Here is a 17,466-nt window from a genome sequence, read left to right as displayed (position 1 = left end):
CGACGAGCGCGCGCGTCAGCCCGCGACGATGAGCGACACCGCGATCGCCGCCATCACCAGCGCGATCGCTCCGTCGAGGACCCGCCAGGCGCCGGGGCGCGCGAGCACCCCGGAGAGCAGCCGCGCCCCGTAGCCGAGCCCCGCGAACCACAGGATGCTGCCCGTGACCGCGCCGGCGGCGAACAGCCACCGCGCCTCATGCGTCGCCGCGACGGTGCCCAGCAGCACCACGGTGTCGAGGTACACGTGCGGGTTGAGCCACGTGAGCGCGAGGCACGTCGCGGCGACCGCGCGCGCGGACGATGCGGAGGGGCCTCCGGCGCGTGGCGCATCGTCCGTCTCGAGGCGCTCCCCCGCAGGCCTGAGCGCGCGCCGCGCCGCCAGGACGGCGTAGACCGCGAGGAAGGCGGCGCCCGCCCACCGGGCAGCTGTGAGCAGCCACGGCACCGCGACGATCGCCGCCCCGAGTCCCGCGACGCCCGCCGCGATGAGCACGGCGTCCGAGGCCGCACAGATCAGCACCACCAGCCCGACGTGCTCGCGGCGCAGGCCCTGGCGCAGCACGAAGACGTTCTGCGCGCCGATCGCCACGATGAGCGAGAGGCCGAGGCCGAGGCCGGCGAGGTAGGTCATGGCGACACGGTAGAGCCGAGTTATCCACAACACCACTAACAATTGTGAATACTGCATTAGCGTTGCTTATATGAAGATCCCCGCCGACCTCGCGCAGACGCTGGCTGCCGTCGTCGACGAGGGCTCGCTCGACGCCGCGGCGGGCGCGCTTCACGTCACGCAGTCCGCGGTGAGCCAGCGCCTCGCGACGCTGGAGCGCCTCGCAGGGCAGGTGCTGCTCATCCGCTCGCGCCCCGTGCGCGCCACGCCGGCAGGCGAGGCCGTGATCCGCTACGCGCGCCAGGTGACGCTCCTGGAGGCGGAGGCCGCGAGCGCGCTCGGCATCCCCGAGGACCGCCCCGCGCCGCTCCGCATCGCGGTCAACGCCGACTCCCTCGCCACCTGGCTGCTGGCACCGCTGGCACAGGTGCTGCCCGGGCTCGGCACCACGGTGCACCTCCACCGCGAGGACGAGTCCTACACCGCGGAGCTGCTCGCGCAGGGCGCGGTGGTCGCGGCGGTCACCACGCGCGCCGCGGCGGTCCCCGGCTGCACGGTCTCCCCGCTCGGCCGCATGACCTATCGCGCGGTCGCGGCGCCCGCCTTCGCGCGGAGGTGGTTCCCGGACGGCGCGACGGGCGACGCGCTGGCGACCGCGCCCATCGTCGACTTCGATCGCCGCGACGACCTTCAGTCGCGTTGGCTCGACGCGCACGGCGCGGGCACGGGCGCACCGCGCCACCTGGTGCCGTCCTCGACCGAGTTCGCCCAGGCGATCGCGCTCGGGCTCGGCTGGGGCCTGCTCCCGCGCGCGCAGCGCGAGGGCCTCGACCTGGTCGACCTGGGCGAGCCGGCGCTCGATGTGGCGCTGCACTGGCAGCAGTGGCGCGTGCAGTCCGCGAGCCTCGACACTTTGGCACGCGCGATCGCGGACGCCGCGCGGGCCTCTCTCGAGCCCGTCAGCCCGCGCTGACGGCGCACGCCGGGAACGGTGCGCCGCTCATCGCGACCGGCCAGGCGCCGCCCGGCTCGGCGGCTCCCGTGAGCACGTCCGCGAGCCCGGCGATGGTCGCACGCGACCCGCCGTACGTCGCGACGTAGGCCTCCGCGTCCGACGCGAAGAGCCCCCACGGCGCCCCGAGCGACACCACCACATCGGCAGTCGCACGCGTCCGCCCGGAGGGGACCAGCGCGATCGTCGTACCCTCGTCCCCGACCGCGACACCCGCGTCCTCGAGCCGGGCCGCGAGCGCGGCCCGCGCATGCTCCGGACCGGAGACGATGCTGGCCTTGCGCCCCACCAGCGGGGCGTCGCAGTCGTCGGCGGCCACCGTTATGCCCGCCGCGGCGAACCCACGCGCGTATCCCGGCGCGGGAACGGCCGTGTCGAGGCCCGCCGACCACCGCATGAGCAGGATCGAGCGCGCCGCCGCCTCGTCGAGCCGGTCCCGCGACACCCGGCCGCTGCGCACGGCCTCCACGAGCGCCTCCGCCGCGTCCCCCGCGTTCCTCGGCATGAGGAGCACGTCGGCCCCTGCGGCGAGCGCGTCGACGGCCGCCTGGCCCGAGTCGCGCGACCCGGTCACGGCGCCCATGTTGAGGGCATCCGTGACGATCACGCCCGTGAAGCCGAGCTCGTCCCGCAGGTACGCGTACGCCTGCGGCGCGAAGGTCGCCGCGTCCTCGCCCCACTCGGGCACCACGATGTGCCCCATCATCACCACGGGCGCACCGGCGTCGATCGCCTCGGCGAACGGCACCAGGTCGGCACCCGCGAGCCGCTTCACGGAGCGGTCCTGCACGGGGAGGCCGATGTGCGAGTCGACCGTGACGGAGCCGTGGCCCGGGAAGTGCTTGATGACGGGGACGACGCCACCCGCGACGAACCCCTCGACCGCCGCCGTCACCGCGGCCGCGACCGCCTCCGGCCCGTCGCCCGCGCTCCGCGTCCGGATGATCGGGTCGGCCGTGCCGATCGTGACATCCGCGACGGGCGCGTAGTCCACGTTGACGCCCAGCGCGCGCATCTCGCCCGCCGAGGCCCGGTACGCGTCCGTGACGGCGTCCTTGTCGGTCGCCGCGCCGGCGGCCATGAAGGAGGGCAGGCTGGTGACCGCGGCCGAGAGGCGCGAGACCACGCCGCCCTCCTCGTCCGCCGAGATCCAGACGGGCCACGTGCGGTCGTCGACGCCCTGGAGGCCCTCCGCGATCGCGGCGACGGCCTCGGCTGACGGTGCGGCGCCGTCCATGAGGATGACCCCGCCGAGGTGATGACGTCGCACCCGGTCGAGCGCCACGTCGACGTCCGGCGTGTAGAGGTCCGTGACGATCACCTGGCCGGCGGCGCGCGACAGCGGCAGCGCGCGTGCGGTCGCGAGCGCCTCGTCCCAGTCGGCGACGGCAGGCCCCCAGGCCAGGCGCTCGACGTCGACGGTGGCGACCGGTGCCGGGAGGGACGATGCGGCGACGGACGGCAGCGGCTCCGCGGCGGTCACGGACGGCGAGGGCGCGCGCGCCTCGTCCCCGTTGCTTGCGGTGCAGGCGGCAAGGAGCAGCACCGCGAGCGCCCCGGCCGCGGCCGCGCGCATCAGACCGTGATGGTCGACAGCGGCATGGACGAGTCGACGCCGATGTCGAGGCGGCTGGGGGCCACCCCTGCCTCGACCACGGCCGAGCCGAGCGCGGCGATCATCGCGCCGTTGTCGGTGCAGTAGCGCAGCGGCGGGATGCGGACGTCGATGCCGGCCGCCTCGCCTCGCGCCTGGGCGAGCTCGCGCAGCTGGCTGTTGGCGGAGAACCCGCCGCCGATCACGAGCGTCTCGACATCGTGCTCGCGGCACGCGTTGAGGGTCTTGGTGACCAGCACATCGGCCACCGCGGCAGCGAAGCTCGCGCACACGTCCTCGATCGGGACCTCCTGGCCCGAGTCGCGACGTGCCTCCACCCAGCGCGCCACCGCGGTCTTGAGCCCCGAGAACGAGAAGTCGTACGCATGCTTGGCCATGTCCTTGGGCTTGGACAGGCCGCGCGGGAACGGGATCGCCTCGGGATCGCCTTCGCGAGCGAGACGGTCGACGTGCGGACCGCCGGGGTAGGGCAGGCCGAGCAGACGCCCGACCTTGTCGAAGGCCTCGCCCGCCGCATCGTCGAGGGTGTGGCCCAGCTCGGTGACCTTCGTCGCGATGTCGTCGACCATGAGCAGCGAGGTGTGGCCGCCCGACACCACGAGCGCCATGGTGCGGTCCGGGAAGCGGCCGTGGACCAGCTGGTCGACGGCGGCGTGGCCGATGACATGGTTGACGCCGTAGAGCGGACGGCCGAGCCCGAGCGAGAGCGCCTTCGCCGCGGAGACGCCGACCGTGAGCGAGCCCACCAGGCCCGGCCCGGACGCGACCGCGACCGCGTCGACGTCGGAGAGCGTGCGCCCGGCGCGGCTCAGCGCCTCGTCGAGCGTCGGGAGCACCGCCTCGAGGTGCGCGCGCGACGCGACCTCGGGGACGATGCCGCCGAACCGCGCGTGCTCGTCCATCGACGAGGCGACCACGTCGGCGAGCAGCTCGCCGTCCTCCACGAGCGCGACACCCGTCTCATCGCAGGTGCTCTCGAGTCCCAGTACCAAAGCCACGGGACAACTGTAGTCGCGGGCCCGCGCACGCAGGTCAGAGCGAGAGGAATGTGCGAAGCCCGCGGTCGACCTGATCCATCACGTGGGCGGGGAGGAGACCCTCCCGGGCTCCGAGGACCCGGCGGTCCACCGTGGCGATCGCGGTCACGTTCACGCACGAGTCCTTCGCCAGACCCGTCGAACCGGCCGGCAGGAACACGTTGCCTGGAAGGTCCGCGAGCGCGGTGTTGCCCGTGATCACCAGCACCGCGACCGTGCCGAGCCGCGACCTGTTGTACGCGTCCGCCTGGACCACCAGCACCGGGCGGCGATGCGCGGGCGCACTCCCCTGCGCGGGTCCGAGGTCCGCCCAGCACACCATGCCGCGCGCCAGCGGCTCCGGCATCACCAGTCCTCGGATTCGAGCAACCCGCGCCCCACCTGGGCCGCGAACGCGGTGGACTCGTCCTCAGCGATTGCGATGCGCTCGAGCACGCTGTCGATGCGGCCGGTGAGCGCCGCCTCGTCGAGGTCTCGGAGATACCGCTGCGCGGCGACGGAGAAGAACTCGGAGCGGCTCATGCCGAGCGCAGCCGCACGTGTGGTGACCGCCTCGAACACGGCATCGGGCAGGGAGATCGCCGTCTTCATGCCTCGAGTATCACCCGGTATGACGGGCGCAGCAACAGCCTGTGGACGCGGGAGGCTGCTCGCGGGCGGACTTGGAGGCCGGGACCTCCGACCGTCGCGAGCACCTGTCAAAGAGAGGGATCATGGTTGATATGACAACTGCGAACCTTCCCCAGTCGACCGTCGACTTCTCCCTCGACCAGGAGGCGCGTGAGGCGCTCTTCACCGAGGCCCGCTCCGCGATCGCCTTCGACAGTGGCGAGGTCGACGCAGAGCTGGTGACGCGCGCCTGGGACCTCGCGAAGTGGGGCCCGTCGAGCATGAACACGCAGCCGCTGCGGCTCGTGGTCGCGCGTTCGGACGCCGCCCGCGCGGCCGTCATCGACGCCGCGATGCCCGGCAACCGTCCCAAGCTCGAGCAGGCCCCGCTGCTGCTCGTCGCCGCGCACGACGAACGCTTCCACGACCACCACGAGATCACCGCTCCCGGCTTCGCGGGCTTCCACGAGCGCTTCGAGTCCAACCCCGAGATGCGCGCGTCGCTCGCGACCTCGGGCGCGATGCTCCAGCTGGGCTACCTCATCATCGCGCTGCGCGCGGAGGGGCTCGCGCTGCGCCCGTACGGCGGCTTCGACAAGGCCGCGCTCGACGCCACGCTCATGCCCGAGGGCTGGCGCTCCGAGGTGCTCCTCGGGATCGGCCGGCCCGCGGCCGGCGACGACCAGTCGGGTGAGCGCCGCGGCCGCATCCCCGCGGACCTGGGCGTCCGCGAGCTCTGACCCTCCCGGGTTGGGACACTCAGCACTCCGGAATCCTTGAGGACACCGGCTTGCGGGACGCTGGGCTCCGCGCTTCTCGGCTCCACGGAGCTGAGCGTCCCGCGAGCACGCGTAGCAGCGGATCGAGGAGTGCTGAGTGTCCCCAACCCCCGACGGGCGGGCGGTCAGCCCTCCGGCTGGTACCCCCGCAGCGCGACCCGCATCACCAGCGCATCGATCCCCTCCGGCTGGTAGTACTTCCGCCGCACGCGCACGTCCTCGAACCCATGCGCCCGGTACAGCGACAGCGCCGCGTCGTTGTCGACCGCGACCTCGAGCCACGCATCCACCACGCCCTCGGAGCGCGCCTCGGCGAGGAAGTCCTCGAGCAGCGCGCGTCCCAGCCCGCGTCCGCGCACCTCGGGCAGCACCGCGAGGTTCATGAGGTGGAACGCGTCACCGTCGTAGCCGTACACGGCGTACCCGGCCAACGCGCCGTCGACCTCGAGGCCCCGGTAGCGCGCGAAGCCGTAGAGGTAGTCCTGCGTGATGAGCTCGCGCGACCACGCGGACGCGCCGAACAGCTGCGACTCGACCTCCGCCATCCACGGCAGGTCGTCCTCCGTGAGATCGCGGAGGGAGATCACGCGCCGGGCACCCCGTGGACGTCCGGGCGGCGCAGGTACAGCGGCTCGGTGGACATGTCCGAGCCCGCCTCGCGCGCGCGGTCGGCCGCACCGACGAGCAGCGCCGGGTCGGGGTCGCCGTCAGCGGCGCCGGGGAACGCCTCCGGGTAGAGCAGCGCGCCCCGGCCCACGACCGAGCCGATCACGGGCACGTCGCCCGGAGCGACCACGGCGGGCCCGGACACCCGGACCCCGTCGCGGTACGTCGCCCAGTAGACCTCCTTGCGGCGCGCATCGGCCACCGCGGTGACCTCGCCAGGCACGGCGGCGCCGAGAGCGTCGAGCGAGCACACGCCGTCGACGGGCACGCCCCACACGTGTCCGAGCGTCCGCGCGGTCACGAGCCCCACGCGCAGGCCCGTGAAGGGCGCGGGGCCCGTCCCGACGACGATGCGGGACACGTCCGCGCCCGAGGCTCCCGCCTCCGCGAGCACCTCCGCGATCAGCCCGGACAGCAGCTCGGCGTGGCCGCGCGGGTTGAACTCGGAGCGTCGCGCGAGCACCTCGCCGGAGGCGGAGACGAGCGCGACGGCGATGGCGGACGAGGTGTCGAGGGCGAGGATCACGGGACTAGCCTACGAGCGCGACGCCGGCCCAGCGGTCGCCGTGGGTGGTGAACGTGACGGTGCGCAGGCCCTCGTCGGGACGCTCCATGTCGACCTCCCCGCCGTGCTCGCGCGCGATCTCCACGTGGATGCGGTCCTGCGACAGCTGCTCGGCCTTGTCCTCGCCCCACTCGACCACGGTGACCGAGGACTCGACCGTGGCGTCGAGGTCGAGGTCGTCGAGCTCCGCCAGCGAGTTGAGCCGATACGCGTCGACGTGGATGAGCGCGGGCCCGCCGACCTCGGAGGGGTGCGTGCGCGCGATGATGAACGTCGGGCTCGCGACCGGCCCACGGACACCGATCGCGGCGCCCAGGCCCTGCGTGAAGGTCGTCTTGCCCGCCCCGAGGTCCCCGGAGAGGATCACCACGTCGCCGGCGCGCAGGTGCGGCGCGAGGACGTCGCGCGCGAGGGCGCGCATGGCGTCGCCGTCGGCGACGGTGAAGGTGGACGATGCGGTCATGCGGGGTGCTTCTCCTTGAAGCCGCCGAAGCGGCAGACGATCTCGTAGTCGATGGTGCCAGCAGCCTCGGCCCAGTCGCGAGCGGAGGGGCCGCCGGCGCCGATGAGCACCACCTCGTCCCCCGCGCGCTCGGTCGCGTCGGGCCCCAGGTCGAGCACCACCTGATCCATGCACACGCGGCCCGCGATGCGCAGCTCGCGGCCTCCGACGGACACCGGTCCGCGCCCGCCGCCGGCGCTGCGGAAGATGCCGTCCGAGTAGCCCGCGGTCACGAGCCCCAGGCGAGTGTCGCGCGGCGTGGTGTACTCGTGGCCGTAGCTCACACCCTCGCCCGCCGGCACGTCCTTCACGAGCGCGAGCGACGCGGTCACTCGCATCGCGGGCTCGAGGCCCCACCCGTCCCCGTCGGGCGACGGGACCGGCGGCAGCCCGTACACCGCGATGCCCGGGCGGACCAGGTCGAAGTGGAGGTCGGGGCGCGTCAGGGTCGCCGCGGAGTTCGCCAGGTGACGCACCTCGAGGGCGATGCCCCTGTCCTCGATGACCGCGAGCGCGGCGCGGAACACCGACGCCTGCCGGTCGATGGTCGGGTCGCCGGGGCGGTCGGCCCACGCGAGGTGCGACCACGCGCCCACGAGCTCGACCGCATCGTCGGCCGCGCGCGCGGCGTCGAGCAGCGCGGGCAGCGCCTCGGGGCGTACGCCCTCGCGCGACAGCCCGGTGTCGATGGCGACGTGAACCCTGGCGCGCTCTCCCGACATGCGGGCGGCGGCGATGATGACGTCCAGCACCTCGAGGGACGATGCGCTGAGGTCCACCCCCGCGCGGATCAGCCCGCGCGCGGGGAACTCGGGCCCGTAGAGCCAGCACAGGAGCCGCCCGGTGTCGCCGGCCGCGCGCAGCGCGAGCGCCTCGTCGGGCTGCGCGACGCCGAGCCACGCGGCCCCTCCCTCGCGCGCGGCGGCGGCCGCCCCGACAAGGCCGTGCCCGTACGCATCGGCCTTCACCACGGCCATGACGGCCGCGCCCGGCGCCATCGCCGCCAGCCGCGACACGTTGCGCGCGATCGCGCCATGGTCGACGGACACCTTGAGACGCGACATCAGCCCTCCCCGATGACCACGGCGGAGGCGATCCCCGCATCGTGCGACAGCGACACGTGAAGCGACGTCATCCCCAGGGCGGAGACGCGCGCGGCCACCGTGCCGGACACCTCGAGCACGGGCGCGCCGCCCGGGCCGCGCAGCACCTCGCAGTCCTGCCAGCTGAGCCCGCCCGGCGCTCCGAGCGCCTTCGCGAGCGCCTCCTTGGCCGCCCAGTTCGCGGCAAGGCTCGCGTGGCCCAGGTGCCGCTCCGCGGGCGTGAACACGCGGTCGAGGAAGCCCGGCGAGCGCTCGAGGGCGTCCTCGAACCGGGAGATCTCGACCACGTCGATGCCGAGGCCCAGGATGGCCACGGCTACTCCACCGTGACGGACTTGGCGAGGTTGCGCGGCTGGTCGACGTCGTAGCCCTTGGCCGACGCCAGCTCGAGCGCGAAGATCTGGAGCGGCACCACGGACAGCAGCGGGCGCATGAGCACCGGCACGGAGGGGACGTAGAAGACCTGCTCCGCGTAGTTCGCCGCCTCCGTGTCGCCCTCCTCGGCGATGACGAACGTGCGGGCGCCGCGCGCGCGGACCTCCTGCACGTTCGAGATCACCTTGGCGTGGAGCGACTCCACGCCGCGCGGGCTGGGCAGCACCACGAACACCGGCAGGCCCTCCTCGACCAGCGCGATGGGGCCGTGCTTGAGCTCGCCGGCGGCGAAGCCCTCGGCGTGGATGTACGCGAGCTCCTTGAGCTTGAGGGCCCCTTCGAGGGCGACCGGGAAGCCCACGTGGCGGCCCAGGAACAGCACCGTCTGCTCGGCGGCGAGCGTGCGCGCGACCTCGCGGATGGGCTCCGAGGCGTCGAGCACGCGCTGGATCTTCGCCGGGATCGCGTCGAGCTGCTCGAGCAGCGCCTCGATCTCGTCGGGGAACTTGTTGCCACGCAGCTCCGCGAGGTAGATGCCCAGCAGGTAGCCCGCCGTGATCTGGGCGAGGAACGCCTTGGTCGACGCCACCGCGATCTCGGGCCCGGCGCGCGTGTACAGCACGGCGTCCGCCTCGCGTGCGATCGTCGAGCCCTGCGCATTGACGATGCCGATGACCGTCGCACCCTGCTGCTGGGCGTGGCGCACGGCCATGATGGTGTCCATGGTCTCGCCGGACTGGCTGATCGCGACCACGAGCGTCTTGATCGACACGATCGGGTCCCGGTAGCGGAACTCGTGCGCGAGCTCGACCTCGACCGGGATCCGCGTCCAGTGCTCGATGGCGTAGCGCGCGGTAAGGCCCGCGTACGACGCGGTGCCGCACGCCACGATGATGATCTTGTCGATGGACTTGAGGATGTACTCGTCGATCATGCCGCCGTCGAGCTGGAGGCGGCCCTTGTCGTCGATGCGACCGCGCAACGTGTCCGCGACCGCCGTCGGCTGGTCGTGGATCTCCTTCTCCATGAAGGTCGGGAAGCCGCCCTTCTGCGCCGCCGAGGCGTCCCAGTCGACGTGGTACGGCTCGCGCTCGACCACGAGCCCCGCGGTGTCGGTGATGGTGACGCGCTCGGGCGTGATCTCGACCACCTCGTCCTGGTGGAGCTCGAGCGCCGTGCGCGTGTGCTCGATGAACGCGACCACGTCCGAGCCGAGGAAGTTCTCGCCCTCGCCCAGGCCGATCACGAGCGGGCTGTTGCGGCGCGCGCCCACCACGGTGCGCGGCTCGTGCGAGTCGACCGCGAGAAGGGTGAAGGCACCTTCGAGCCGGCGGGTGATGGTGCGCATCGCGTCCGCGAGCGAACGGCCGGCGAGCACCTCGCGCGCGAGCAGGTGCCCCGCGACCTCGGTGTCGGTCTCGGAGACGAACTCGACGCCCTCCGCCGCGAGCTCCGCACGGAGCGCGGAGAAGTTCTCGATGATGCCGTTGTGGATGATGGCGATGCGACCGCCCGCCGCGAGGTGCGGATGGGCGTTCACATCGGTCGGGGCGCCGTGCGTGGCCCAACGGGTGTGGCCGATGGCGGCGGTGCCGTCCGAGACCGGCCGCTCGGCCAGCTCCTTCTCGAGGTTGACGAGCTTGCCCGACTTCTTGCGCATGCCCACGCGCTCCGGGTCAGCGGTCACCACGGCGATGCCGGCCGAGTCGTAGCCGCGGTACTCGAGCCTTGCGAGACCCGACATCACCACGCCCTGGGGACGCGCTCCGGGCGCGTCCGAACCCACATAGCCGACGATTCCACACATGGCGACGAGTCTAGTTCCCGGACCCCCCTGCCTCGGCGCAGCGCGAAGGTGAGGCGCCCCGTCCCCCGGCGTGCGCATCGTCCCGCCGCGGACGATGCGCCACAATGGGCGGGTGAACGAGGCACGACGGTCCGACGCTGGCACCCCGTACGTCACCCTGACGCGCGACGAGTGGGCGGTCCTCGCCGATGCCACCCCGCTGCCCCTCACGGAGGCGGACATCGCGAAGGTCCGCGGCCTGGGCGACCCGATCGACATCGACGAGGTCGACCGCATCTACCGTCCCCTGTCGCGGCTGCTCGACCTCCACTCCGGGGCGACGGGCGCGCTGCACGCAGCGACGAGCCGCTTCCTCGGCGAGCGCGCCTCCCGCACGCCGTTCATCATCGGCGTCGCGGGCTCGGTCGCGGTGGGCAAGTCCACCACGGCCCGCCTGCTGCGCGAGCTCATGGCCCGCTGGCCCTCGTCGCCGCATGTCGAGCTCATCACCACCGACGGGTTCCTCTACCCCAACGCGGTGCTGAACGAGCGCGACCTGCTGGCCCGCAAGGGCTTCCCCGAGTCCTACGACCGCCGCGCCCTGCGCGACTTCATCCTCCGCGTGAAGTCCGGGGCGCCCGAGGTCCGCGCGCCCGTGTACTCGCATGTGGTCTACGACATCGTCCCCGGCCAGGAGGTGGTGGTCCGGCAGCCCGACATCCTCATCGTCGAGGGCCTCAACGTGCTCCAGACCGCGCAGTCGCGCGAGCCGGGTGCGTCGCAGCTCGCGATCAGCGACTTCTTCGACGTCTCCATCTACGTCGACGCGCACCCCGAGGACATCCGCCGCTGGTACATCGAGCGCTTCCTCGCGCTGCGCGAGTCCGCGTTCGCCAAGCCGGACTCGTACTTCCACTCCTACTCGACGCTGACCGACGCCCAGGCGGTCGCGGTCGCGGGCCAGGTGTGGGACACGGTGAACGCGCCCAACCTCGCGCGCAACATCGCCCCCACCCGCTCGCGCGCGACGATCATCCTGGGGAAGGGCCCGGACCACCGCGTCGAGTCGGTGCGCCTGCGCAAGCTCTGAGCTAGCGCGCCCGCGCGACCACGGTGAACGTGCACGGCATGCGCCGCGCATCGTGCCCCGGCCACTCGAAGTCGCCGTCCTCGCGCTCGACCATGCGCTCCGCGAAGCGCCACGGCAGCGTGCGACCTTCCTCGAGCGCGAGCAGCTCCAGCCCCGCCCCCAGCAGCGCGCCGACCGTCTCGCTCAGCGGATGCGGCCACTCGTACGTGCGGGTGCTCGCGAGCGTGCCGTCGCCCACGTAGGTGGTCTCCTCGTCCCAGGCCAGCGGCGTCCCGTCTCCGAAGTAGGGGTAGCGCGTCACCAGGCCGTCGACCCGCTCGTCGAGCGCGTACAGCGCGGGATGCCCGTCGCGGATGTAGAAGAGCCCGCGCGGGCGCAGGAGGCCCGCGATCTGGGCGGCCCAGCGCTCCAGGTCGGGCAGCCACGTGATGGTGCCGATGCTCGTGTAGACCACGTCGAAGCGCTGGTCGCCCCCGAGCGCGGCGTCGACGGCGGCCTTGGCGTCCAGCACATCGGCCTGGACCCAGGCGGCGTCGATGCCGAGCTCGCGCGCGAGCGACGACGCCGCCTCGAGCGCCGAGGGCGAGAAGTCGACGCCCACGATCCGCGCCGCGCCGGCGCGTGCGAGGGACACCGTGTCCGTCCCGATGTGGCACTGGAGATGGCAGACCTCGAGGCCGGCGAGCCCCGTGGGCAGGAAGGCTCCGAGCGCGTCGAGGTCGGTGCGCACCACCTGCGAGAGATGCGCCGGGTCGTCCCGGTAACGGTCGAGCCCGTACGCGTCGGTGTGAAGCGGGACGCGCTCCTCCCAGTTCGCGAGGTTGGCGTCGCGCGCCTCCGGATAGCCGGCCTCGGCCTCGAAGCCGCCCGGGTCAGTCGCCATCGTCCGCGCCGCCCTCGGCCGCGCGGCGCTCACGACGCGTCGGGCGGATCTGCAGCTCGCCGGTCACCAGCCGCTCCTCGATCTCGCCCGCGAGATCGGGCAGCTCGGGCTCGGCGAAGCCGAGCCTGGCGAGGATCTTGTCGATGAGGATGCCGATGAGGATGCCCCCCACCACGCCCACGGCGATCGAGACGAGCAGGTTCTCGAAGATCGAGCCGGCCCAGATGCCGAGCGCGGTGCCGTAGGTCGCCCAGATCACCACCGCGACCGCGTCCACGATCATGAACCAGGGGCGCGGGTACCGCAGCGCCCCGGCCGTGAGGTTCACCGCGACGCGGCCCATGGGGATGAAGCGCGCCGCGATGATGAACGTGGTGCCGCGACGCTCCAGGGTCGACTCGGCCCAGTCGAGCGTCTTGCGCATGCCGGCGCGCGCGAAGAACGGGTGCTTGCGCACGTCGAGCTTGGAACCGATCAGGTACGCGAGCTGGTCGCCGCACCACGCGCCTGCCGCCGCGAAGATCCAGACGAGCCACACCCACGGCGTGCCCGTCTGCTTCCACGCCGTCGCCGTCGCGATGACCACGGACTCCGAGGGGACGACCGGGAACACGCCGTCGATCAGCGAGAGCAGGAATACGCTCGGGTAGATCCACAGCGACTCCATGAGCGACTCGACCCAGATCTCGAGTTCATGGGACCAGTCGGTCAGGAGGTGCCAGAGGTCGTTCACGCGCCCAAGTCTGGCAGGTGTCCGCGGCGACCGCGATGGGGTGATCCCCGGATACCGCCTGACAGTGCCAACGGAACTCGCCGCGACACGCCGCCGGTCGACGCCCGATCCCACCCTTCGCCCGGCGTGTCGGGACCAGGTCCGTTGGGAGTGTCGCGGGGGGGGCGCTAGAGGCTCAGCCGCGAGCGGACGACCTCGGCCAGCGCGTCGGCGTGGCGCTGTGCGTCCTCGGCCGTCGCGGCCTCGACCATGACGCGCACCAGCGGCTCGGTCCCGGACGGGCGCAGCAGCACCCGGCCGGTGTCGCCCAGCTCGCGCCGGGCGGACGCGACGGCGGCCTGCAGGACGAGGTCCGTGTAGACCCGCGAGCGATCGGCGCCGCGCACGTTGACGAGCACCTGCGGCAGGGACTCGATGTCGGCGCACAGCTCGCGCAGCGAGCCGCGCGCCGCGACCTGGGACGTCATGAGCAGCGCCGTGAGCACGCCGTCGCCCGTGGTCGCGTAGTCCGCCACGATCAGGTGCCCGGACTGCTCCCCGCCGAGCGTGTAGCCGCCCTCGCGCATCGCCTCGAGCACGTAGCGGTCGCCGACCGCCGCCTCGACCATGTCGATCCCCGCGCGACGCATCGCGAGGTGCAGGCCCAGGTTGCTCATCACGGTCGCGACGAGCGTCGAGTGGTAGAGCGATCCGGCGTCGCGCATCGCGATCGCGAGCACGCCCATGATCTGGTCGCCGTCGACGATCGCGCCCGTGTGGTCGACCGCGAGGCAGCGGTCGGCGTCGCCGTCGAAGGCCACGCCGAGGTCGGCGCCGTGCTCGACCACGGCGGCCTGCAGCGGGCCGAGGTGGGTCGACCCCACACCCTCGTTGATGTTGAGCCCGTCGGGTGCCGCGTTGATCGCGGTGACGCGCGCGCCTGCCTTGGCGAGGGCCGCGGGGCCCACGTGGGACGCGGCTCCGTGGGCCGCATCGACCGCGATGTGCACGCCGTCGAGCGGGCTGTCCGAGCCGGCGAAGGACCGCACGGAGGCCACCACATGCTCGACGTACTCGTCGGCCAGGTGCGCGGACGGGACGATGCGGCCGACGTCTGCGCCGATGGGCCGCGACCAGGCCTCGCCCACGCGGGCCTCGATGGCCGCCTCGACCGAGTCGTCGAGCTTGTGGCCGCCGCGCGCGAAGAACTTGATGCCGTTGTCCGGCATGGCGTTGTGGGACGCGGAGATCACCACGCCCAGGTCCGCCTCGGTGGAGGCGGTCAGGTACGCCACCGCAGGGGTGGGCACCACGCCGAGGTCGAGGACGTCGACCCCCGCGGAAGCAAGACCGGCCGCGACCGCCGCCCCCAGGAACTCGCCTGAGATGCGGGTGTCGCGGCCGATGACGGCGACGGGACGGTGACCGGAGAACTCGCCCCGCTCCCCCAGGACGTGAGCCGCCGCGACCGAGAGGTCGACGGCCAGCTCCGCGGTGAGGTCGCGGTTCGCGAGGCCCCGGACACCGTCCGTGCCGAAAAGTCGCGCCATGCGCGAGAGATTAGCGCTTCGAGTACTGAGGCGCGCGGCGGGCCTTCTTGAGACCGGCCTTCTTGCGCTCGACCGCGCGGGCGTCACGCGTGAGGAAGCCGGCCTTCTTGAGCGCCGGGCGGTTGTTCTCCTCGTCGATCTCGTTCAGCGCGCGGGCGACGCCGAGGCGCAGCGCACCGGCCTGACCCGAGGGGCCGCCACCGTGGATGCGGGCGTGCACGTCGAACTTGCCCTCGATGTCGAGGAGCGCGAACGGCGAGTTCACCAGCTGCTGGTGGACCTTGTTCGGGAAGTAGTCCTCGATGTCGCGACCGTTGATGGTCCACTTGCCGGTGCCGGGCACCAGGCGGACGCGGGCAACGGCCTCCTTGCGACGGCCGAGGCCGGCGCCGGGGGCGACGTTGGTGACACCCTTGCCGCGCTCGGCAACGGTCTCGGTGGTGTACTCGGACGGGGTCTCGTTCTCGACCTCGGTGGTCACATCTGCCACTTTCATCAATCCTTAAGCTTCTGCGGCGCTTACTGCGCGACCTGGGAGATCTCGAAGACCTCGGGCTGCTGCGCGGCGTGCGGGTGCTCCGCGCCGGCGTAGACCTTGAGGTGCTTGAGCTGGGCGGCGCCGAGCTTGGTCTTGGGCAGCATGCCCTTGACCGCGTTCTCGATCACGCGACGGGGGTTCTTCTCGAGCAGCTCGCCGATCGGCACTGCGGAGAGACCGCCCGGGAAGCCCGAGTGGCGGTAGACCATCTTGTCGGTGAGCTTGTTGCCCGAGAGGGCAACCTTCTCAGCGTTGATGACGATGACGAAGTCACCGCCGTCGACGTGGGGCGCGAAAGTCGCCTTGTGCTTGCCGCGGAGCAGCGAAGCGGCCTGGGAGGCCAGACGACCGAGGACCACGTCAGTAGCGTCGATGACGTACCAGTTCTTGGTGACGTCACCCGGCTTGGGAGAAAACGTACGCACTGTGAAGCCTTACTTCTACTCGTTCTGGTGGACGATGCCGTGGTGGCATCGCGAAGCAATCGGTCGGCGGGTCCTGCGGCGGCGAGTGGGAGGCACCGTCCACGAGGGAACGCACAACGACGCACCATCATACGCGGCCCGGCCCGGAATCTCAATCCGAGCGCGAACGGCACGCGCGTCGGTCACGGAAGCGTGCGACGTCCTCGCGTAGCCTCCGCGCGCGCGGCGAGCTGCGCATCGTCCGGATACGAGACCTCCTCCAGCGTGAGGCCGTGCGCGGGAGCGACGGCGATCGCCTGGGAACGGGACGCGGTCGCCGCGACGAGCGCGAGCCAGTCCAGGTCGCGGCGCCCCTCCCCGACCGTGAGGAGCGCGCCCACGAGCGAGCGCACCATGGAGTGGCAGAAGGCGTCCGCGCGCACCGTCGCGACCACGAGACCGGCGTCGGGGCCGTCCGTCTCACGGCGCCAGCTCAGCTCGAGCAGGTCGCGGATGGTGGTCGCTCCCTCGCGACCGCGGCAGAACGCCGCGAAGTCGCGCAGCCCGGTGAGGGTGGACGATGCGGCGTTGAGGGCGTCGACGTCGACGGGGCGGCTCACGTGGAGCACGTGGCGCCGGCGCAGCACGTCGGGCACCGCATCGGTGACGCGGTAGGCGTAGCGGCGCTGGGTCGCGGAGAAACGGGCGTCGAAGCCCTCTGGGGCCTCGGAGACCGCCCGGACCACCACATCGTCCGGCAGCACGCCGTTGAGGCGCGAGAGCAGGCCGTCCGCGGGCGTGCGCTCGGAACGGCCGGGCATCCGCGCCCAGGCGGACGCCTCAATGTCGACGTGCGCGACCTGCCCCCGGGCATGGACGCCCGCGTCGGTGCGGCCGGCGACGGTCACGCGAGGGTACGCCTCCTGGCGGACGATGCGCACGAGCGCGTCCTCGAGGACGCCCTGGACGGTCCGCAGGCCGGGCTGGGTCGCCCAGCCGCTGAAGTCGGTGCCGTCGTAGGAAAGGTCGAGGCGGGCCCGCACAGTCTCAGGGAGCATGCGCGGACCCGCCTCGGGTTGCCTTGGGTGAAGGCGAGGGTTACTTGGCCTCGTCGGCAGCCGGGGCCTCGGCGGCCTCGGTCTCCTCGACGACGGTCTCCTCGGCGACGGGCGCCTCCTCGACCTTCTCGGCCTTCTTCGGCGCGGCCTTCTTGGTGGCCTTCTCGGCCTCCTTGGCGACGGCCTTCTTCGCGGGCGCACCGAACTCGACGAGCTCGATCACGGCCATGGGCGCGTTGTCGCCCTTGCGGTTGCCGACCTTGGTGATGCGGGTGTAGCCGCCGTCACGCTCGGCGAAGCCGGGGCCGATCTCGGTGAAGAGCTTGTGGACGACGCCCTTGTCCGAGATGATCCCGAGCACCTTGCGGCGCGAGGCGAGGTCGCCGCGCTTCGCGAAGGTGATGAGACGCTCGGCGTGCGGGCGCAGGCGCTTGGCCTTGGTCACGGTGGTGGTGATGCGGCCGTGCTCGAAGAGGCTCTGCGAAAGGTTCGCGAGCATCTGACGCTCGTGCGCGGGACCGCCGCCCAGGCGGGCACCCTTGGTGGGGGTAGGCATGATTGAGAATTCTC

General features: G+C 72.6%; 21 protein-coding genes. 3 read left to right on the top strand and 18 right to left on the bottom strand.

What is annotated here, in order from left to right; translation table 11 throughout:
- Positions 1 to 15: 15 nt before the first annotated feature.
- The gene (locus AOM06_RS04650; protein ID WP_062303374.1) at positions 16 to 633 is read right to left on the bottom strand and encodes a LysE/ArgO family amino acid transporter; all 618 of its coding nucleotides are present in this window, start codon (positions 631 to 633) and stop codon (positions 16 to 18) included.
- Between the two features lie 70 nt (positions 634 to 703).
- Here AOM06_RS04650 and AOM06_RS04645 point away from each other — a divergent pair, with 70 nt between their 5' ends.
- Positions 704 to 1,585 carry an ArgP/LysG family DNA-binding transcriptional regulator gene (locus tag AOM06_RS04645; protein ID WP_062303371.1) on the top strand — a complete coding sequence of 294 codons (882 nt, stop codon included), beginning with the start codon at positions 704 to 706 and terminating at the stop codon, positions 1,583 to 1,585.
- Here AOM06_RS04645 and AOM06_RS04640 read toward each other — a convergent pair.
- The 4 genes from AOM06_RS04640 to AOM06_RS04625 are packed head-to-tail and all read right to left on the bottom strand — an operon-like array spanning position 1,572 to position 4,867.
- A complete protein-coding gene (locus AOM06_RS04640; protein WP_062303369.1) occupies positions 1,572 to 3,200 on the bottom strand; it encodes a glycoside hydrolase family 3 N-terminal domain-containing protein in 1,629 nt (542 codons plus the stop codon). The genes AOM06_RS04645 and AOM06_RS04640 overlap by 14 nt on opposite strands.
- Positions 3,200 to 4,237 carry a tRNA (adenosine(37)-N6)-threonylcarbamoyltransferase complex transferase subunit TsaD gene (gene tsaD / locus AOM06_RS04635; RefSeq protein ID WP_156163583.1) on the bottom strand — a complete coding sequence of 346 codons (1,038 nt, stop codon included), beginning with the start codon at positions 4,235 to 4,237 and terminating at the stop codon, positions 3,200 to 3,202. The genes AOM06_RS04640 and tsaD overlap by 1 nt, the downstream gene beginning before the upstream one ends.
- A 34-nt stretch (positions 4,238 to 4,271) precedes the next feature.
- The gene (locus AOM06_RS04630) at positions 4,272 to 4,622 is read right to left on the bottom strand and encodes a type II toxin-antitoxin system PemK/MazF family toxin (RefSeq protein ID WP_062303364.1); all 351 of its coding nucleotides are present in this window, start codon (positions 4,620 to 4,622) and stop codon (positions 4,272 to 4,274) included.
- Positions 4,622 to 4,867, bottom strand: coding sequence for a ribbon-helix-helix domain-containing protein (locus AOM06_RS04625; protein WP_062303362.1), 246 nt, complete (start codon positions 4,865 to 4,867; stop codon positions 4,622 to 4,624). The genes AOM06_RS04630 and AOM06_RS04625 overlap by 1 nt, the downstream gene beginning before the upstream one ends.
- A gap of 131 nt (positions 4,868 to 4,998) precedes the next feature.
- On the opposite strand from AOM06_RS04625, the gene AOM06_RS04620 reads away from it, so the two are divergent.
- The gene (locus AOM06_RS04620) at positions 4,999 to 5,625 is read left to right on the top strand and encodes a malonic semialdehyde reductase (RefSeq protein WP_062303360.1); all 627 of its coding nucleotides are present in this window, start codon (positions 4,999 to 5,001) and stop codon (positions 5,623 to 5,625) included.
- Positions 5,626 to 5,789: 164 nt separating this feature from the next.
- On the opposite strand, the gene rimI is transcribed toward AOM06_RS04620, so the two are convergent.
- Genes rimI through glmS form a run of 6 tightly spaced genes read right to left on the bottom strand, consistent with a single transcriptional unit; the run spans position 5,790 to position 10,682 of the window.
- Entirely contained in the window at positions 5,790 to 6,251 is a 462-nt protein-coding gene (rimI, locus tag AOM06_RS04615) for a ribosomal protein S18-alanine N-acetyltransferase (RefSeq protein ID WP_062303358.1), read from the bottom strand.
- On the bottom strand, positions 6,248 to 6,856 hold the full coding sequence (tsaB, locus tag AOM06_RS04610; RefSeq protein WP_062303356.1) for a tRNA (adenosine(37)-N6)-threonylcarbamoyltransferase complex dimerization subunit type 1 TsaB: 609 nt from the start codon (positions 6,854 to 6,856) through the stop codon (positions 6,248 to 6,250). The genes rimI and tsaB overlap by 4 nt, the downstream gene beginning before the upstream one ends.
- A 4-nt stretch (positions 6,857 to 6,860) precedes the next feature.
- Complete coding sequence (gene tsaE / locus AOM06_RS04605) at positions 6,861 to 7,358, bottom strand: tRNA (adenosine(37)-N6)-threonylcarbamoyltransferase complex ATPase subunit type 1 TsaE (protein WP_062303353.1); 498 nt, start codon at positions 7,356 to 7,358, stop codon at positions 6,861 to 6,863.
- The gene (gene alr, locus AOM06_RS04600) at positions 7,355 to 8,461 is read right to left on the bottom strand and encodes an alanine racemase (protein WP_062303351.1); all 1,107 of its coding nucleotides are present in this window, start codon (positions 8,459 to 8,461) and stop codon (positions 7,355 to 7,357) included. Before alr ends, tsaE begins: the two co-directional genes overlap by 4 nt.
- Positions 8,461 to 8,814: a holo-ACP synthase gene (locus tag AOM06_RS04595; protein WP_062303349.1), complete on the bottom strand. Its 354-nt coding sequence runs from the start codon at positions 8,812 to 8,814 to the stop codon at positions 8,461 to 8,463. The genes alr and AOM06_RS04595 overlap by 1 nt, the downstream gene beginning before the upstream one ends.
- 2 nt (positions 8,815 to 8,816) lie before the next feature.
- Complete coding sequence (gene glmS / locus AOM06_RS04590; protein WP_062303347.1) at positions 8,817 to 10,682, bottom strand: glutamine--fructose-6-phosphate transaminase (isomerizing); 1,866 nt, start codon at positions 10,680 to 10,682, stop codon at positions 8,817 to 8,819.
- Positions 10,683 to 10,794: 112 nt separating this feature from the next.
- Here glmS and coaA point away from each other — a divergent pair, with 112 nt between their 5' ends.
- Positions 10,795 to 11,751 (top strand): type I pantothenate kinase, encoded by a 957-nt coding sequence (gene coaA / locus AOM06_RS04585; RefSeq protein WP_228372853.1) that lies wholly within the window; start codon positions 10,795 to 10,797, stop codon positions 11,749 to 11,751.
- A gap of 1 nt (position 11,752) precedes the next feature.
- On the opposite strand, the gene AOM06_RS04580 is transcribed toward coaA, so the two are convergent.
- From AOM06_RS04580 to rplQ, 7 genes are all read right to left on the bottom strand, one after another.
- The gene (locus AOM06_RS04580; RefSeq protein ID WP_062303483.1) at positions 11,753 to 12,634 is read right to left on the bottom strand and encodes a class I SAM-dependent methyltransferase; all 882 of its coding nucleotides are present in this window, start codon (positions 12,632 to 12,634) and stop codon (positions 11,753 to 11,755) included.
- Complete coding sequence (locus AOM06_RS04575; protein WP_062303344.1) at positions 12,624 to 13,367, bottom strand: DedA family protein; 744 nt, start codon at positions 13,365 to 13,367, stop codon at positions 12,624 to 12,626. Before AOM06_RS04575 ends, AOM06_RS04580 begins: the two co-directional genes overlap by 11 nt.
- Positions 13,368 to 13,534: 167 nt before the next feature.
- Positions 13,535 to 14,896 (bottom strand): phosphoglucosamine mutase, encoded by a 1,362-nt coding sequence (glmM, locus tag AOM06_RS04570; RefSeq protein ID WP_062303342.1) that lies wholly within the window; start codon positions 14,894 to 14,896, stop codon positions 13,535 to 13,537.
- 10 nt (positions 14,897 to 14,906) lie between these two features.
- The gene (gene rpsI / locus AOM06_RS04565) at positions 14,907 to 15,392 is read right to left on the bottom strand and encodes a 30S ribosomal protein S9 (RefSeq protein WP_062303340.1); all 486 of its coding nucleotides are present in this window, start codon (positions 15,390 to 15,392) and stop codon (positions 14,907 to 14,909) included.
- A 23-nt stretch (positions 15,393 to 15,415) separates the two neighbouring features.
- Positions 15,416 to 15,859: a 50S ribosomal protein L13 gene (rplM, locus tag AOM06_RS04560; RefSeq protein WP_042213112.1), complete on the bottom strand. Its 444-nt coding sequence runs from the start codon at positions 15,857 to 15,859 to the stop codon at positions 15,416 to 15,418.
- Positions 15,860 to 16,041: 182 nt separating this feature from the next.
- Positions 16,042 to 16,896, bottom strand: a complete 855-nt coding sequence (truA, locus tag AOM06_RS04555; RefSeq protein ID WP_062303338.1) for a tRNA pseudouridine(38-40) synthase TruA — start codon at positions 16,894 to 16,896, stop codon at positions 16,042 to 16,044.
- Between the two features lie 40 nt (positions 16,897 to 16,936).
- Entirely contained in the window at positions 16,937 to 17,452 is a 516-nt protein-coding gene (rplQ, locus tag AOM06_RS04550) for a 50S ribosomal protein L17 (protein WP_062303336.1), read from the bottom strand.
- Positions 17,453 to 17,466 lie beyond the last annotated feature (14 nt).

The organism is Demequina subtropica, from assembly GCF_000971235.1.
In the GTDB taxonomy this organism is placed as follows: domain Bacteria; phylum Actinomycetota; class Actinomycetes; order Actinomycetales; family Demequinaceae; genus Demequina; species Demequina subtropica.
The sequence above is the reverse complement of the archived record's forward strand: the minus strand, read 5'-3'. Positions and strand labels throughout refer to the sequence as shown.